The organism is Thalassobacillus devorans MSP14 (assembly GCF_000496835.1).
Classification (GTDB): domain Bacteria; phylum Bacillota; class Bacilli; order Bacillales; family Halobacillaceae; genus Thalassobacillus; species Thalassobacillus devorans_B.
Window position 1 is genome coordinate 197,220 of sequence record NZ_KI543236.1, and the last position, 16,396, is coordinate 213,615.

Here is a 16,396-nt window from a genome sequence, read left to right on the forward strand (position 1 = left end):
ATATGCTTGCATTAATAATAAATTCAAATAAATATGAATTTTATGACAAAAACTAGAAATAGCGCAATCGCATTTGCGGTGTACCGCAATATTTTTTCGGTGAAGGAACACGGATGATATATTAAAATAAACACATGAGTTAGTTGTTGATCACCCGATGGCGATCGACAACTGCAATGAAAAAGCTTTTCCCAAGCTTTTTCATGGATTTAATTCCCTCACTCAAAAGTTTAACCAGTCGTCTCTTGGCCAATATCCACCGTTGGATATTGGTCCTTTTTTTATTCCGTTTATGCTCCCTTTTATAGAATACTCAGTTTCGAGAGAAACTGTTTTCCGTTATGGTGATGGGCGTTTGGAGGTCCGGGAAATCACTCGCTTTCCATGGGTGGACGGTGAGCTTCCTCAGGCTAAAGCCTTGCGGGATCTCACCATGTCCTATCCTCCCATTGGAGTCTCGCAATTTCCCGGCCCTCCTTACGTTTATGAGAAAAACGGAAACACCTGCAAGCAGAATCAACATTATAACAGTTACAAAGAGGGCTTATTTCCTGAATCACTAGGCCTTTTCATGCAGAAAAGGTGGAAGATATTTTCTTACAACGTAGGGTTCGTTCGTCAAAATATGAATAAGGTGGCGGGGAAACGGTGAGACTCCCGTGGGAGAAGGGGCTAGGCGAGACCCCACAGGTCGTGAAACGACCGAGGAGGCTTGCCAGCCTCCCCCACAGGAAAGAAATGAATGCGTAATCGCCTTGGGAGACACGACACGCATAAGCAGAACAGCAAAAGGGAAGTGTTCTTTCTTCCCGTTGATGGGCTGCTTATGTCGCGAGTGTCTAGGCGATGAAGCTGGAAAGCGAATCGTTTCCCAGCCCCCCTTTCCCCTGTCTCGGTAACGAACCCGAATTACTTTGAAACTGAGTCTTCCATAATCCGGTCCTTTTGTTGAATAAGCCTCTAAGGAAATACCAACAACGCTTAACGAAGCCTTTGCATAAAAAACTCCTCGATATGCTTGCGAGGAGTTGTGGTTTATTTTTTTGAGGGGGATTGATAAGTGATGAGGAACTCTTCGTCCGTGATATAAAAATTCCGGTCAGGCCGGTAAGGAAGCAGTTTCAATGTCTCGAGCTTATAATAGCTCACCCGTTTATAAGGATCGTTTTCGATAATCGGAAGTTCCTTCGTTGCTTTCATATACTGATCGACAGCACGCTGTACAGTATCAAGGTCAATGGCCAGCTGCTTTTCTTCCTCGGGAAAAATCTCATAAGTTTCCCGTGACATATAGTAAGTTTCTATCGGAATCCCTTTCAGAAAAGGGGCGACCAAGTCATAATCAATCGTCAAGTCTTCTTTTATGATGACGCTTAGTTCGACACCTTTTGGAAGCTGGCTGGCGTAGGCATTGACCGCTTTCCGTAATTCATGGATCGAAATGCTGCGCTGTTCATAAACTTCTGTCGGCTGTGAAGAGTTTTTTGTTTTCTTCTTTTTCTTCCACATCCAACATCCCTCCTTGTTTAGAATCCGTCCGTCATGCACACACTAACAGGGGAGGTGTGTGTAAAATGGACAATGGGCAAAATCGTGATCGTGAGCTTGATATCTATACCTGTATCAACCCTGAATTTGGCTGGCCGGATGATGACTGCTGGCATGATGGCCACAGGGAAGAAATGGAGGCAAGACAGAATCCTTTAGCACAATTATAGCAGAAGGTTAAAAGTTTCCGTGATAAATTGAAAAATTTTTGTGAATAATTAGGACTTTATTCATGTTTTCTGGTACATTTAAAGGGCACGAATTATTTTCGATAATGAAAGGAAGAGAACATGAATGAATCCAACAAAAAAAGGTAATTTTGAAATTACCGCCCAAACCCTGGCGCTGATCGCCACAACTAATTCTTACGGAAAAGTGACGACAGAGGTGCTCGAAACCCATTCGAGACGTGAAATTCCAGTCCATCCCAGCCGGCTTGTCGATGAAGCGTGCCGCTATTTCGCTGCAAGTCTGCCAGGACGTTTAGCTGGCACGAAACAAGTTGCCGGTTTCTCCCATAAGCCGCCGATCGTCATTTCCCAGTCGATGGGAATCTACTTCTTTCCTACTATTTCCCCAAAACGAAAGGACTGTTCCTGGATTGCCCACAGTCATATTCATTCCTTTGATAGTAACGATGGCTACAATACCGCTATCCATTTCACCAACGGGACTTCAGTTGTTGTTCCTGTTTCTCCCGGTATGATCGCCAATCAAATCCAGCGTACAGCTCAGTTCCGCTTCCTGCTGGAAAACCGTATCAAGCATTCTTCTGTGTATACTGCGGAGCAGATCGCAGAGCCTTTTGCATAAGCTCATACAGGATATTTTCAACTTTTTTCCGGATTGCCGGGTTGAAATAATTGCGTTTTTCTTCATAGCCATGAGCGAGGAACAGGAATGAAGTGAAGGAATCATTTTTGCTGATCTGGACGACCTGTAGTTTTTCCCTGTCCATACGGGCGCGCAGTTCTCTGCGCTCGGTGCGGGCTTCGTATTCCATTTTTCCTAATAACTCCAAATAATGCTCCTTGATTTTAAATTGCCCCTTTTCGATATGCCGGCGGTCCTGCTGGATGACCACAAGAGCCATCGAAAGGAATAGATAGCGGGAGGTGACCTCCAGCTCTTCTTCTTTCAAATAGCGCATGACATTTCCCTCCGTTGCGAACGTATGTTCTGATATAGGTATTATAGCACGAACGGAAAAAAAGTATGCAAGTTTTTTTCTGGAAAATTTGGAAGCCCGCCACTGAGGACGGTGAAATTAGGGTAAGCTATAGATGAAAGAATCCATGGCATCAATTAATAGTCAAACCGGCTTTTTTTGATTAAAATGGAATCAGAGGAATGAATTGCACAAGCTAAGGAGCTACTTTGATGTATATCTATACCCTGAATTTCGATAAATTCCAGCAAATGTATGAAAATGACAGGCTTTATGAATATATTATGGCGCAATTGGAAAGATACGAGGCACTCGGTCCTTTGCCTGGGATCCTGCTGCCGATGTTTGAAGCTTTTTTGCCTATCCTTCCGTTAGTAATGTTTGTTTTAGCCAATTCTGTGGCTTATGGGTTGCTGAAAGGATTTCTTTACTCCTGGATTGGTTCAAGTGTCGGAGCAGTCATCGTATTTACCATTATTCGGAGGCTCCGTAAAAAACGCTTTATGAAATACATCGCCGACCAAAAGCAGGTGAGGAAGGTAACCCGCTGGGTCGAGAGCCATGGTTTCGGTCCGTTGTTTCTATTAATGTGCTTTCCTTTTTCACCATCAGCGATCATCAATGTGGTAGCTGGATTATCTGATGTCAGCAGGCAGCAGTTCGTCCTGGCCGTGCTTTTAGGGAAATCGGTGATGATTTTTACCATAGCTTATGTCGGGGAAAGCATTACTTCCTTCGCACAGAACCCCGTAAAAACAATTGTGGTCGCGGTCTGTATCACATTATTCTGGGTGCTCGGAAAATTCCTTGAGAAGTGGCTCCAGAAAAAAGCGGAGCGGAAACGTTATCAAAACGATTAGACTTTGTCAAAACAGGGTAAGATGTTGTTAGCACACACCCTGGAGGCATAGTTATGAAAAAGAAGAAATTTTGGCGTGTTTTCCGTACAGTGCTGTTTGCATTATTGATAGCATTTTTGTTCCGGAATTATCTGTTTGCCAGCTACATTGTAGACGGGGAATCAATGGAACCGACACTGTATGACGGAAACTTGTTGATGGTCAATAAAGTGATTTACGACTGGCAGGGAATCGATCGGGAAGACGTGATCGTTTTCCATGCTAATGAAAAAGAAGATTATGTGAAGCGGGTGATCGGTGTACCGGGAGATCACATCGAGTTCAAAAATGATACGTTGTATATAAATGGCGAAGCCCAGCCGGAAAAATATCTGGATGCGCTGCGTCCAAACGACGGAAAGCTATTCACCAAAGACTTCACATTGGAAGAAGTGACAGGGAAAAGTGAGGTTCCGGAAGGTCATTTGTTCGTAATGGGCGATAACCGCCGGGACAGCCTGGACAGTCGCTACTTCGGATTCGTTTCAATGGATAGTGTGGTCGGAAAAGTCGATGTCCGCTACTGGCCGATGTCCCAGCTGGCGATTCAGTTTTAATTGAAAAAGAGTATGCGAAAACCCCTGGTGGAGATATTTTCCACCAGGGTTTTCTTTTTTTGGGAAGCGGATGGTAATGATTATGACGTGCGACTTTTTTCAGAAATCAAGCGGTACGCAATCAAGGTTAGACAGGCAAATAAAACTGCAATGGCATACACAGCAGTTTCCAATGGTAAAAATGATGCCAGGAAAGAGCCGGCACCTGCACCGTTAAGCAGTACAAAAGAATAGATGGATAGTGCGCTGCCTCTATTTTGGATTGCCGAACTTCCAATCAGAACGATGACCATCGGAATAGTGACCGAGGTCGAAGCTATCATCATGATCGATGCCCATATCAATGTCCCTGTAGAAATTCCGACCATGGCAGGAATGAATGCGACCATCATCAGACTTAAAAACAAACATAACAGAATAGCAGGGGACAAACGTTTTTGGATGTGACTCACGAAAAAAGCAGGGATCACTCCGATCAAACCGAGCATGCGAAATTGCTGCAGGGTCAGTGGCAGCCCTTCTGGATGCTTTTCAATAAACCATTCGAAGCTGCTGTAGAACAGCATGATGGTAAAAAGTAGAAAGAAGCTGATCAGGTAGAGTTTTTGCAAGGAAGATTGCTTGAAAAATGATAGAATGGTAGTAAGCGAAATCGACGCTTTCCTTCTGTCTACCATGTCAGGAGGGCGTAAAGATGCGACCATCAGGACAGCACAGCTTAAGTAACAAAGGCTGAAAACGACAAATACCATTTGATAACTGTAAAAGGATCCGAAATAGCCGGAAACCAGCTGACCGAAAATTCCGGCAAACAAAAATCCGGTATTGATCATGGCGATGACAAAGGACTGCCGGGATCCTGAGAATTGTTTAAAGGTAAAGCTGAAGGCGGGCGGTGCAAAGCTTGCTGCTAAAAACCCCTGCACTGCCCGCAGAAACAACAGCATACCAAAAGAATCGGTCAAAGCAATGATTCCTGTCACAGCCATGACAGCAGCCATACCAATCTGCAGAATGCGGGCATTGGAATAGATATCGGAAAGGATGCCGAAGCATAATAGGCCGACTGCATAGCAAATGATGAACAACGTGCTGGTCAGAGAAGTCCAGGCCGGACTGGTTCCAAAATGTTCAGCGAGAGCAGGATGGAGCGGGAGCATGGTATACAGGTTGCTTGCGATGAATATTCCGGAAGCTATCAGAACCATCGCCTGGGAGGCTTGCTTCATAGCGGGTCATCCTCTCGTTGCGATAATATAATTCACGATATGTAATGGAGACCACAGTGTGCATGAAGAAGGAGGAAACCGATCGATGGGTATCCGATTCATACTTGGACGGTCTGGTGCTGGAAAAAGCTCCGCCGTCATGGAAGAAATAGAAGCAAAGCTAAAAGAGGATCCAAAAGGACCGCCACTCATCTATCTCGTACCCGACCAGATGACGTTCCAGCAGGAGTACGCCCTGTTGAAAAGAGACGGTATTGAAGGGTCGATCCGGGCCCAGGTGTTCAGCTTTTCAAGGCTGGCCTGGCGGGTACTTCAGGAGACGGGTGGGAATACCCGGAAGTACATAAGCTCGACGGGGATTCAGATGATGCTCCGGAAAATCACCGAAGAACGGACATCTGATTGGCTGGTGTTCCAAAAAGCAATCGAGAAACAGGGGTTCATGGAACAACTGGAAGGGATGATTACGGAGTTCAAACGGTACCGGATTACGCCGGAGGTACTACATGAGCAAATGACAGCAATCGATCAATATACACACCAGTATGCCAGTGAAATCGCGCTTCGTAACAAGCTCGAGGATCTCAGCTATATTTATGACCGGCTCGATCATGCGCTCCGCGATCAGTATATGGACGGGGAGGATCAACTGCAGATGCTGGCAGATAAAATCCCTACCGCACGCTTCCTGGATGGAGCGGAGATTTATATCGATGGTTTCCATAGTTTCACGCCCCAGGAAATCATGGTCATCGAAGCGCTGTTGAAGCGGACGAAGTGTGTCCATGTGGCACTGACTTTAGACAAGCCTTCATCAGGAGATCGCCCGGAGCTGGATTTGTTTCACGAGTCCGGAGAAACCTACGAAACTTTGGCTGCGATGGCAGAAGAGCAAGGGATAGGATTCGATGGAACGACCATCTTAGATAACAAGCAGGGCCGGTTTGAGAACCGCCCGCACTTTTTGCATATGGAGCGGTATTTTGATGAGCGGCCGGCTCCTCCCTATGAAGGGGAAGCACCGATTCAGATTGCCGAAGCGGTCCATCCACGGGCAGAAGTCGAAGGTGTCGCACAGGAAATTCTCCGTTTAGTCCGTGATGAAGGGTACCGTTATAAAGACCTGGCTATCCTGATGCGTGAACCCGAGACATACCACGACTTGATTACGACCGTTTTCAAAGATTATGAGATACCTGTATTCCTGGATGAAAAACGGACCATGCTTAACCATCCGTTGATTGAATTGATTCGCTCGGGTCTGGATGTCGTCGAAGGAAACTGGCGCTATGACGCGGTTTTTCGTTTGTTGAAAAGCGGATTCAGTCTTGCAGATGACAAGCGGTATCCGCTCGATGAGGATGCTATTGATGAACTCGAGAATTATGTGCTCGAATATGGAATCCGTTCCCGTGAGCGCTGGTGCAGTGACGAACCATGGGTATACCAGCGGTTCCGCGGCTTTGACCAGGCATCCCAGACTGACGAGGAACGTGAGAAACAGACTCGTATTAATCGGTACCGCCACCAAGTGACGAAGATTCTCGAAACCTTCGATGAAGGATTGAGAGAAGCAAAAACGATCGGGGAAAAGTGCCGGGTCATCTATCTCTGGTTAGAAGCAATGGACGTACCTGGGCAGTTGGAAGCATGGCGGGATGATTTTGATGCCGCTGGTGCACTGGAACGTGGTCGTGAACAGGAGCAGGTGTGGGACGCTGTCCTGCAATTGCTCGATGAAGTCGTCGAGATGGCAGGCGAAGAAAAAATGTCCCTGCAGGTGTTCCGCAATACCATGGAAAGCGGATTGGAATCCTTAAAGTTTTCTCATGTGCCGCCCAGCATGGACCATGTCATTGTCGGCACAGTGGATCGGTCGAGGATTTCCGGTATCAAAGCGGCATTTTTACTGGGAGTGACCGAAGGAATCTGGCCGATGAAGCCATCAGGGGATGGGATGATCAGTGAAGAAGAGCGTGATTTACTTGCTACCCACGGCCTGAGGCTGGCTGATGGCAGCAAACGACAGCTTCTGGATGACCGCTTCTACGTATACCTGGCAATGACGATGCCACGGGACAGGTTATGGATCAGCTACCCGCTCAGTAATGAAGAGGGGAAATCAAAGACACCTTCCCCGATTGTCCGCAGAGTGGAGGAGCTATTTCCGTGCTGTCAGGATCATATCCTGCTGCAAGATCCGGATGACCTGGAAGATGCCGATCGTTTCATCACGACAAAGACGAAGACGAGGGGGGCGCTCACGGCACAGCTTTCCCGCTATTTGAAAGGTTACAGTATGCGTCCGGTCTGGTGGGATGTCTTCAATTGGTATGTACGTAACGAGCAAAAAGGCGGGCTGACCAATCGGATTCTCGAGAGTCTCTTTTATCAGAACAAGCCAGTGAACCTCAGCAAACAGACGACCGGGCAGCTGTACCCGAAACAGGTGAAAGCAAGTGTCTCCAGGCTTGAGATGCATAACCGCTGTTCTTACCAGCACTTTGCGAGGTATAGCCTGCAGCTGGAAGAACGGAAGACCTATAAGCTGGATGCCCCTGATATTGGCCAGTTATTCCATGAAGCATTGAAAAAAATCACCGAATGGATTCAGGGGGAAGGAAAAGACTTCTCCCAGCTGGATAAACAGGCAAGTACGCAGTATGCCTCCCGGGCAGTCCAGGAATTGGCGCCGATTTTACAGCATCAAATCCTTCACAGCTCGAACCGCTATCAGTATTTGCAGCATAAATTACAGAATGTCATTGCCCGCGCGGCATTCGTATTGAGTGAGCAGGCGCGAAACTCGAAGTTTTCACCAGTTGGAATGGAGCTGGGCTTCGGTCCGAAAGAGCAGCTTCCTCCGCTTACGCTCGATTTACCGAATGGTTTTGAATTGATGCTGCGAGGACGCATCGACCGAGTCGATAAAGCACTCAATCAGGATGATCTGTTCCTTCGTATCATCGATTATAAATCAAGTGCCAAAGGGTTAAATTTGATTGAAGTCTATTATGGGCTGGCGCTTCAGATGCTGTCCTACCTGGACGTTGTACTTACTTATGCCGAGCAGTGGCTTGGTGCCAAAGCATCGCCTGCAGGGGTATTGTACTTCCATGTCCATAACCCGATGATTTCCGGTAAGCAGAAAATCGATGATAAAAAAATCGAAGATGAGATTTTAAAGAAATTCAAGATGCAGGGCTTGTTGTTGGAAAATCAACAGATTGTTCAAATGATGGATACAAGTCTTGAGAAAGGCACCAGCAACATGGTTCCCGCTGGACTGACTGCGAAAGGCGGCTTTTATAAAAGTTCCAAAACGGCGGACTTAGATATGTTCGAACGTCTCCAGGGCTACATTCGCGACGTCATGGTCCAGGCCGGTACAATGATCACCAATGGAGAAGTGAAGCTCAATCCCTACCAGCATGGTCAGCAGGCCGCTTGTACATTCTGTCCGTTCCGTTCAGTCTGCCAGTTCGATCCGACCCTGGAAGAGAACAGCTTCCGCAAGCTGCAGGATATGAAAGATGAGGAAGTCTTAGAGCGGATTGCCAAACAGGAAAGAGAGGGGGATGTCTGATGGTACGCTGGACAAAAGAACAAGAACGTGCAATCCATACGAGCGGCAGGGATGTCCTTGTCTCAGCAGCGGCAGGCTCAGGTAAGACCGCTGTTTTGGTTGAACGGATCATCCAGAAACTACTGCATCCGACAGACCCGGTCGATATCGATTCGCTGCTTGTCGTGACCTTCACCAATGCGGCAGCGCAGGAAATGAGGAGCCGTGTCGGGCTCGCGCTAAGTAAAGCGCTGGAAGAGAATCCTGGCTCCAGCCATCTGAAAAAACAATTGTCACTTTTGCAGACAGCATCTATTTCCACGCTGCACTCCTTCTGTATGGAGGTGGTGCGCCGGTATGCTTATTTGCTTGATATCGATCCTAACTTCCGGATTGCTGATGATATCGAAGCCGACCTCCTGCAGCAGGAAGTACTGGAAGAATTGTTTGAGGACTGGTATGGCAAAGAGGGAGAAGAGAGGGATGTGTTTTTTGCTGTCGTCGATCGTTTTTCTAATGACCGCAGTGACCTCGAGGTAGAATCATTGATTATTGACCTCTATACTTTTGCGATGCAGAACCCATCTCCTGAAGCGTGGCTGGATCAGATGGCGGAGATGTATGGTGTAGATGAAAACACGGAGGAAGCAGACCTGCCATGGCTGAGAATGTTAAAGCGGGAAGTAGCCAGCCAGCTAGACGCCATACTGGTGGAAGCGGAGAAAGCGCTGGAAGTTACCAGGGAAGCGGATGGGCCATATCACTATGCCGATACGATCGACGCAGATATAGCCATGGTCCAGGAAGCGAAAGGACTTGCCGCTATTTCATGGACAGAGCTGCAAACATTCATGCAGACGAGCAAGTTCGCACGTCTGTCGGGCAAAAAAGCGGACTGCGATGAAGCAAAGAAGGAACAGGTGAAAGCGATACGGGATAGCTATAAGAAGCGCTGGAATGATATGGCGGGGGAATGGTTCACCCGTTCACTGACCGGTCACCTGGATGATATGAAAGAACTGCACCCGGTCATTGTGCAACTGGTGAAATTGGTTAGAGATTTCCGAGATCGCTACACCCGCTTGAAACGGGAAAAAGCGATAGTCGATTTTTCTGACCTGGAACATTATTGTCTGGATGTGTTGCGTGATGACTCCTCGACTGCAGACAACCTGGTGCCATCAAATGTCGCATTTGATTTTCAGGAAAAATTCTCGGAAGTGCTGGTTGATGAGTATCAGGATACAAACCTGGTCCAGGAAACACTCTTACTGCTTTTAACAGGCGGAGACCGGGGAGGAAATCTGTTTATGGTCGGTGATGTGAAACAAAGCATTTACCGTTTCCGCCATGCCGAACCGACGTTGTTTTTGAATAAGTATCAGCAGTTCAAATATGACAACCATCCCGGTGAGCGGATCGACCTGGCCCGTAACTTCAGGAGCCGGAAGCAGGTACTGGCTGCGACGAACTATATTTTCCGCCAGATACTGGATGAGGAAGTCGGCGAGATGAATTATGAACCGGACGCTGAGCTGATCTACAGTAATACGATATATGATGAACTCACTTCTTCTGATACCGATGCCGAGTTACTGGTCATTGACCGGGAAGCCGATGAAGAACAGCCGGCAGGAGAAGGCGAGGATTATCGTGATTTAGAAAAGGCCCAGCTCGAAGCGCGTGCATACGGCCAGATGATCAAAACGTGGATTGGACAATATGAACAGGAGCCGTTGCAAGTCATCGACAAAGAGACGGAATTCCAGCGTCCTGTCCAATACCGCGATATCGTGATTTTGATGCGTTCCATGACATGGGCACCTACCATTGTCGATGAATTGAAGCAGCAGGGGATTCCGGTTTATGCCGAACTTTCCTCCGGCTATTTTGAAGCGATTGAAATTAAAATCATGCTCAGTCTATTGAAAGTGATCGATAACCCCCAGCAGGACATTCCGCTCGCTTCCGTTCTCCATTCGCCGATTGTCGGGCTGAATGAAGAGCAGCTGGCACAGATCAGGCTGGCAAAACAGCGGTCTACCTATTATGAAGCGATGAAGGTATTCAGCGGCGATCAGGAAATACAAGAGAAGATTGATCGTTTCCTGGACCAGCTGCATTCCTGGCGGGTCCGTGCGCGACAGGGTGCGTTATCCGAGCTGATTTGGGAAATTTACCGGGAAACGGGTTACTACGACTTCGTCGGCGGGATTCCAGGTGGACGACAGAGGCAGGCTAACTTGCGGGCTTTGTATGATCGTGCCCGTTCCTATGAAGCTACCTCTTTCCGCGGTTTGTTCCGTTTCTTACGGTTCATTGAGCGGATCGAAGAACGAGGTGATGATCTCGGTGCGGCCCGTGCCCTCGGGGAACAGGAGGATGTCGTCCGGATCATGACGATTCACAAAAGTAAAGGACTTGAATTTCCTGTCGTCATTCTTGGCGGCATGGATAAACAATTCAATCAGCAGGACCTCCGCTCTAAGTATTTACTCCATAAAGACTATGGGTTTGGGACGCGGTATATCAATCCCGAGAAACGGATCATGTATCCCACGCTTGCTTACCATGCTTTGAAGCGGGAGAAATTGCGCGAATTGCTGGCAGAAGAAATGCGCGTCTTATATGTAGCATTGACGAGAGCGAAAGAGAAGCTTGTCATGGTCGGCAATGTGGCGTCATTTGAGAAAAAACAGGAAAAGTGGCTGGAGTTCCTCGAGCATCCGAGCTGGGTACTTCCACCGCATTACCGGCTTGAATCGAAAAGTTATTTAGATTGGGTCGGTCCTGCCCTGGTCCGTCACCATAAAACCGAACCATTGCGCCATCCAGATGTCGAAGTCAAAACGTCAGAAGAGATCTGGCAGGATGATTCAGAATGGCGGGTGGAAATAAAGCACGGCAGTGCCTATAACCAGCTGGATGAATTGGAAAAAAATCGTGATGAACGGCTGCAGGAGGCCGTATATCAATGGATACAGGTCGATGGCAATGAAGAAGCTGAAAGAGTCGACAAGCGATTGAATTTCCAATATGCCTACCGCCAGGCAGCAAATTCACGGGCTAAGCAATCGGTGACCGAGCTGAAGCGGCAGCGCGAAGAACTGGATGAATACAGCAGTAATGATATCGTGCTTCCGTTCAAAGCACCGATCATCAAGCGCCCGCGTTTCATGCAGGAAGAGCAGGAGCTGACGGCTGCTGAACGCGGTACAGCCATGCATACTGTCATGCAGCATTTGCCGTTCACCCGGAAATATAGTAAAGCAGAAGTCCGTGAATTTGTCCTTGGTTTAGTAGAACGGGAAGTGCTTCGCCCCGAAGAGGCGGATGTAATCGATACAGCAGCCGTCTCGTCATTTTTTGATACAAATATCGGTGAGTTTGTACTACAGGCGGAACATTTGGAAAAGGAAGTGCCATTCAGTCTGACGCTTCCTGCTCATCAGGTGTACCGCAATTGGGAAGGCGAAACCGAAGAGCAAGTATTCGTCCAAGGGGTCATCGACTGTGTTGTACCCTATGATGATGGCTGGCTGATTCTCGATTATAAAACGGATTCAATTAACGATGAAGTTACGGAAGAGCTGAAACAGAAGCTTGCAAGCCGCTATGAGGTACAGCTTAGTTTGTATCAGACAGCGCTGGAAAAGATATGGAAAGAAGCTGTTGTGAAAAAGTGTCTTTACTTTTTTGATGGCCCATTGCTGCTGACAACGGAGTTAGAAGAAGATTGAATGAACGCATCCATGATGAGATGTGTGATTTATGCTTAAGGTCACCGGTGTTGACGACAGTGCACCATCTGATTCCTAAAGAGTACGGAGGTGCAGATGGACCGACGGCACAACTATGCAGTGCCTGCCACCGGCAGATCCATGCTCTGTTCACTAATGAAGAGCTGGCAGGATTTTACCATACGGTGGAGCGGCTTGCAGATCATCCGGATATGGCAAAGTATTTGCGCTGGGTGAAAAAGCAGGACCCCCAAAAGAAGATTACTACCAGGAAATCACATCGAAGGCGAAATCAGCGATGAAGCCGGAGGCTCGGTCATATAATTGCTTTTCATATGAGCAAAGATATTATTTCGTTCGTACATGATGGAAAATGATCGTTACTTTTAATAGGTACACCAAAAAGAAAGACGCTGCAGTCAGTACTTGCAGCGTTTTTCTTTATGCATTACCAGCAACGTTCTGGTCGTTGACGTCAGGGTCAAACGGATTAGTCGAACTGAATCCGTTGTTCGTATTGATGAAGTCCCCGGTATTCAAAGCACCGGAGCCGGCATTTGTTTTGGATGAGCTTTTCGGGGCCAAGTAAAAGGCATCACCGAAATTAATGACCCCACCGCCAACACTATTTATTTTAATGGGGCCGACAATGGATGGCATCTTACCCCTCCTTCAATAGGCTTTCATTTAGTCTATGCTGAAATCTTCTTCCTGTTCGTCTTGGATGATGCGGAAATGCTTGACCCGCGATTCTGCTTCCAGGATACCAAGGCTGCCGACTTGAATCATAGAAGAAGTGGAAACCCCGTTGATTCGTACACTTTCCACGTTGATCGTCGGGTTATGGTGGTAATGAATATCTTCCACAGTATCAGTAGAAGGAAGACGTTTGAATTGTCTCGTGAATATTGGATAGTCCTCATATTTGTAGCGTCCTTCCTCAAACCAGGCACCTTCTTTCTGAACGGCTAAAACCCTTGCGAACGGTGTGGCACGCCAGCTGTCTCCAATCACAAAGCTCGATCCATAAACCACATCAGAAACTTTGATGTTATCCAAGGTGACAAGCCGTTTATTCATCCTCGTCCGTCTCCACAACAGACGCCGCGGTGTCACCGGATACGCTGCTACCTAAAGGAACGAATGGACCGATAATAAGGGATTCAGCGGGAGTGTCAAAGTATGAGTTCAAGCGGATTTGTTCATTATCCCCGATTAAAAATACAGACGAGGAGGTTATGCCGGCGATTTCTACATTGCCGACGTTCAGCCCCCAGTTATGAACGATAAAAGCCATCAGGCATCTTCTCCTTTAGATTGATTAAGGAATTGGGCAATAGAATGTTCGACTTCTGACTTGATTAGGTGAACAATCTTTTCCGGATCCGGTTTTGGATCCTGTTTTTCATGATGGGCAATACGGGCAGGTAATTGCTTTCGGATATCCTGGATGATGCTCTGTTCTTTTTGATGATCCATGGCTACCTCATTATTAGCTGCCAGACTTCGGATTATGGCTCCGCCCTGATTCATCAAGTAGTGATCAAGCTCCTCTAAAACCTGTTGGTTGGCAGGTTTTGGAGCGGAGGGAGGCACAGGCTGTTGCTGTCCCCACAGAGAAGCATCATCAATTTTACTTAATTCCTGTGGCGTCAAGCCGATATGAAGTGTTCCTTCCAAGGTCTCTATTTTCAATTGGTCGAAATTATATTCTATTTTTTCAATCACTGTCCTGGGTTGATCGGAATGGTTTTGTTCCAGTGTTTCCAGTTTTTGATGAAGAGCTTTGATCTCCTGTTGTTGTGCCTGCAGCTGCTTCATCATCTGCTCCATATATTGCTGCCAGGAACCATAATAATTCATCCCTCTCACCCCCGTTAAAATTAGGCTATATCACTACTTTATGCAAAAAGCCCATAGGCGTGCGTAGCGTTCAGGTAATTCGTTCAGCTGGGAGCAGACAATGGCACTAATGGACCTCCGCCCTTGCCGATAGTCGTTATATCCCCTTCAAAGGGCTCAGCAGGTGGGGCAGGTTCCGTGAATCCCCCGGTATTGTATAGTTCAGAGCGCGACTGGATCGATCCGGCGCTTCCGATTTGCACGACGGATGAGTTGGAGACAGCTTCAATTTTAAGCATGTTGATACAAATGGATTGATGGATAGTAATGCTCATAACTATTTCCTCCTAGTTGTTACTTGGGCTGGTCTGTGACATCTCTGTCATTGACATAAGTGACCGAGCGGCCTAAATCGATACGTATACCGTCACCTGAATTGAATGAACCTCCGCCGGCAAACGTTTTTGCCGAGCTGGTGGGAGCGATGGTGAAGACATCACCAATATTGAAAATGCTGGATGACGAGATGGAAATTACTTTTACGGCTCCAACTTGAGCTGGCATGGTTTTCCTCCTTTTTTTGTATGTACCTAATTTATTCCGTTATCATCTATCAACTTTTCATCCAAACAAGTAAAATAAAGATAAAGGAGGGGGATGAATGAAGGACACTGGAACACCATTACGGGAAGCTGAGCGCTTGGAATGGATAGATGCTGCACGTGGTTTAGCGATATTTGGCATTTTCATGGTCAACGTCCCCGCTTTCAATGCGCCTTATTTTCTGTATGGCGGTGAAGAGGTCTATTGGCCATCTGCCACAAGTCACTCCATCCAGATGATCATCGATATATTTTTTCAGGCAAGTTTTTATACCTTATTTTCATTTTTATTTGGATTTGGAATAGAAATGATGAGAGAGCGCCTGGCTGTTAAAGGATTTAATGAAAAACGAGTGATCGGACGCAGACTGATGATATTGATCGGCTTCGGTCTCATTCATGCTTTCCTGATATGGCACGGCGATATATTACTATCATATGGGCTGATCGGGTTATTGTTATTATTCTTCTTGAATCGAAGCAGTAAAACATTGCTGGCCTGGGGATTCGCCCTGCTTTTATTTTTCACCAGCTTTTTTACTTTCAGCTTATATAGTATGGGACCTGACTACGGCGGCTGGGTCAATGAGTCTGCAATCGAACAGGCGAAAGCAAACTATGGCGGTGGGTCGCTTCTTGATATTTGGTCACAGAACTGGAATGACTGGTATTACACCAATGCGCCGATGAACTGGCCATTTCTGATTATGAGCCTGTTGCCGATGTTTTTGTTCGGCATGTATGTTGCCCGGAAAAAATGGCTCCATCAGCCGGCAGCACACCAGGCTGCTTTATTTTCGCTTTGGGTCGTTACATTACTTTTATTTTTAGGATTCAAGGCGGTACCGTATTTCTTTGACAACCCGGCCTGGTTCCAAATGATGCAGGATAATATCGGGGGGAGCGCTTCAGCTATCTTCTATGTTGTCAGTGTGACGTTGCTTTATCAACGTTCTTTTGGAAAAAGGGCGCTGCACGGGCTTAGTTATGTCGGAAGATTGTCCCTATCCAACTACATTCTGCAATCGCTGTTTTCATTCTTGCTGTTTTATTCAATAGGTTTCGGGCTGTATGGGCAAGTGCCGCCGCTCTGGAGCGTGATAATTGTAATATTCTTTTACATTGTACAAATCAGCCTCAGTAAATGGTGGCTGAACACTTACCAGTTCGGTCCGCTAGAATGGCTGTGGCGGACATTGACCTATGGTAAAAAGCAGTCGATACGGAGAAGGCAGGAGGGATAAGT

At 46.9% G+C, this 16,396-nt stretch carries 18 protein-coding genes; 9 read left to right on the plus strand and 9 right to left on the minus strand.

What is annotated here, in order from left to right:
* Window positions 1-157 precede the first annotated feature (157 nt).
* Window positions 158-652, plus strand: coding sequence for a hypothetical protein (locus P855_RS0101775; protein WP_028781984.1), 495 nt, complete (start codon window positions 158-160; stop codon window positions 650-652).
* A 383-nt stretch (window positions 653-1,035) separates the two neighbouring features.
* On the opposite strand, the gene P855_RS0101780 is transcribed toward P855_RS0101775, so the two are convergent.
* Window positions 1,036-1,509 (minus strand): DUF3939 domain-containing protein, encoded by a 474-nt coding sequence (locus tag P855_RS0101780; protein ID WP_028781985.1) that lies wholly within the window; start codon window positions 1,507-1,509, stop codon window positions 1,036-1,038.
* Between the two features lie 65 nt (window positions 1,510-1,574).
* Between P855_RS0101780 and P855_RS22205 the strand changes: the two genes are divergently transcribed.
* Together P855_RS22205 and P855_RS20240 are read left to right on the plus strand one after the other, a co-directional pair.
* A complete protein-coding gene (locus P855_RS22205; RefSeq protein ID WP_161628798.1) occupies window positions 1,575-1,718 on the plus strand; it encodes a hypothetical protein in 144 nt (47 codons plus the stop codon).
* Window positions 1,719-1,842: 124 nt separating this feature from the next.
* The gene (locus P855_RS20240; protein ID WP_037985565.1) at window positions 1,843-2,361 is read left to right on the plus strand and encodes a competence protein ComK; all 519 of its coding nucleotides are present in this window, start codon (window positions 1,843-1,845) and stop codon (window positions 2,359-2,361) included.
* On the opposite strand, the gene P855_RS0101795 is transcribed toward P855_RS20240, so the two are convergent.
* A complete protein-coding gene (locus P855_RS0101795) occupies window positions 2,309-2,698 on the minus strand; it encodes a hypothetical protein (RefSeq protein WP_028781986.1) in 390 nt (129 codons plus the stop codon). The two genes, P855_RS20240 and P855_RS0101795, sit on opposite strands and share 53 nt — an antisense overlap.
* Window positions 2,699-2,928: 230 nt before the next feature.
* On the opposite strand from P855_RS0101795, the gene P855_RS0101805 reads away from it, so the two are divergent.
* Window positions 2,929-3,576, plus strand: a complete 648-nt coding sequence (locus P855_RS0101805; RefSeq protein WP_028781987.1) for a TVP38/TMEM64 family protein — start codon at window positions 2,929-2,931, stop codon at window positions 3,574-3,576.
* 53 nt (window positions 3,577-3,629) lie between these two features.
* On the plus strand, window positions 3,630-4,172 hold the full coding sequence (gene lepB, locus P855_RS0101810; RefSeq protein ID WP_028781988.1) for a signal peptidase I: 543 nt from the start codon (window positions 3,630-3,632) through the stop codon (window positions 4,170-4,172).
* An 80-nt stretch (window positions 4,173-4,252) separates the two neighbouring features.
* Here lepB and P855_RS0101815 read toward each other — a convergent pair whose 3' ends face one another.
* On the minus strand, window positions 4,253-5,401 hold the full coding sequence (locus P855_RS0101815) for an MFS transporter (RefSeq protein ID WP_028781989.1): 1,149 nt from the start codon (window positions 5,399-5,401) through the stop codon (window positions 4,253-4,255).
* Between the two features lie 85 nt (window positions 5,402-5,486).
* On the opposite strand from P855_RS0101815, the gene addB reads away from it, so the two are divergent.
* Genes addB through P855_RS0101830 form a run of 3 tightly spaced genes read left to right on the plus strand, consistent with a single transcriptional unit; the run spans window position 5,487 to window position 13,008 of the window.
* On the plus strand, window positions 5,487-8,987 hold the full coding sequence (gene addB, locus P855_RS0101820) for a helicase-exonuclease AddAB subunit AddB (RefSeq protein ID WP_028781990.1): 3,501 nt from the start codon (window positions 5,487-5,489) through the stop codon (window positions 8,985-8,987).
* Window positions 8,987-12,706 carry a helicase-exonuclease AddAB subunit AddA gene (addA, locus tag P855_RS0101825; protein WP_028781991.1) on the plus strand — a complete coding sequence of 1,240 codons (3,720 nt, stop codon included), beginning with the start codon at window positions 8,987-8,989 and terminating at the stop codon, window positions 12,704-12,706. Before addB ends, addA begins: the two co-directional genes overlap by 1 nt.
* On the plus strand, window positions 12,703-13,008 hold the full coding sequence (locus P855_RS0101830; protein WP_028781992.1) for an HNH endonuclease: 306 nt from the start codon (window positions 12,703-12,705) through the stop codon (window positions 13,006-13,008). Before addA ends, P855_RS0101830 begins: the two co-directional genes overlap by 4 nt.
* Before the next feature lie 139 nt (window positions 13,009-13,147).
* Here P855_RS0101830 and P855_RS0101835 read toward each other — a convergent pair whose 3' ends face one another.
* The 6 genes from P855_RS0101835 to P855_RS0101860 form a co-directional block, all read right to left on the minus strand.
* Window positions 13,148-13,366 carry a spore germination protein gene (locus tag P855_RS0101835; RefSeq protein ID WP_028781993.1) on the minus strand — a complete coding sequence of 73 codons (219 nt, stop codon included), beginning with the start codon at window positions 13,364-13,366 and terminating at the stop codon, window positions 13,148-13,150.
* A gap of 27 nt (window positions 13,367-13,393) precedes the next feature.
* The gene (locus P855_RS0101840; RefSeq protein WP_037985566.1) at window positions 13,394-13,786 is read right to left on the minus strand and encodes a spore germination protein GerPE; all 393 of its coding nucleotides are present in this window, start codon (window positions 13,784-13,786) and stop codon (window positions 13,394-13,396) included.
* On the minus strand, window positions 13,779-14,003 hold the full coding sequence (locus tag P855_RS20245) for a hypothetical protein (RefSeq protein WP_051353043.1): 225 nt from the start codon (window positions 14,001-14,003) through the stop codon (window positions 13,779-13,781). Before P855_RS20245 ends, P855_RS0101840 begins: the two co-directional genes overlap by 8 nt.
* A complete protein-coding gene (gerPC, locus tag P855_RS0101850; protein ID WP_037985567.1) occupies window positions 14,003-14,569 on the minus strand; it encodes a spore germination protein GerPC in 567 nt (188 codons plus the stop codon). Before gerPC ends, P855_RS20245 begins: the two co-directional genes overlap by 1 nt.
* An 83-nt stretch (window positions 14,570-14,652) precedes the next feature.
* On the minus strand, window positions 14,653-14,883 hold the full coding sequence (locus P855_RS0101855; protein WP_028781996.1) for a spore germination protein GerPB: 231 nt from the start codon (window positions 14,881-14,883) through the stop codon (window positions 14,653-14,655).
* A gap of 19 nt (window positions 14,884-14,902) precedes the next feature.
* The gene (locus tag P855_RS0101860; RefSeq protein ID WP_028781997.1) at window positions 14,903-15,112 is read right to left on the minus strand and encodes a spore germination protein; all 210 of its coding nucleotides are present in this window, start codon (window positions 15,110-15,112) and stop codon (window positions 14,903-14,905) included.
* A 97-nt stretch (window positions 15,113-15,209) separates the two neighbouring features.
* Here P855_RS0101860 and P855_RS0101865 point away from each other — a divergent pair, with 97 nt between their 5' ends.
* Window positions 15,210-16,394 carry a DUF418 domain-containing protein gene (locus tag P855_RS0101865; protein WP_028781998.1) on the plus strand — a complete coding sequence of 395 codons (1,185 nt, stop codon included), beginning with the start codon at window positions 15,210-15,212 and terminating at the stop codon, window positions 16,392-16,394.
* The last annotated feature ends 2 nt before the right edge of the window (window positions 16,395-16,396 follow it).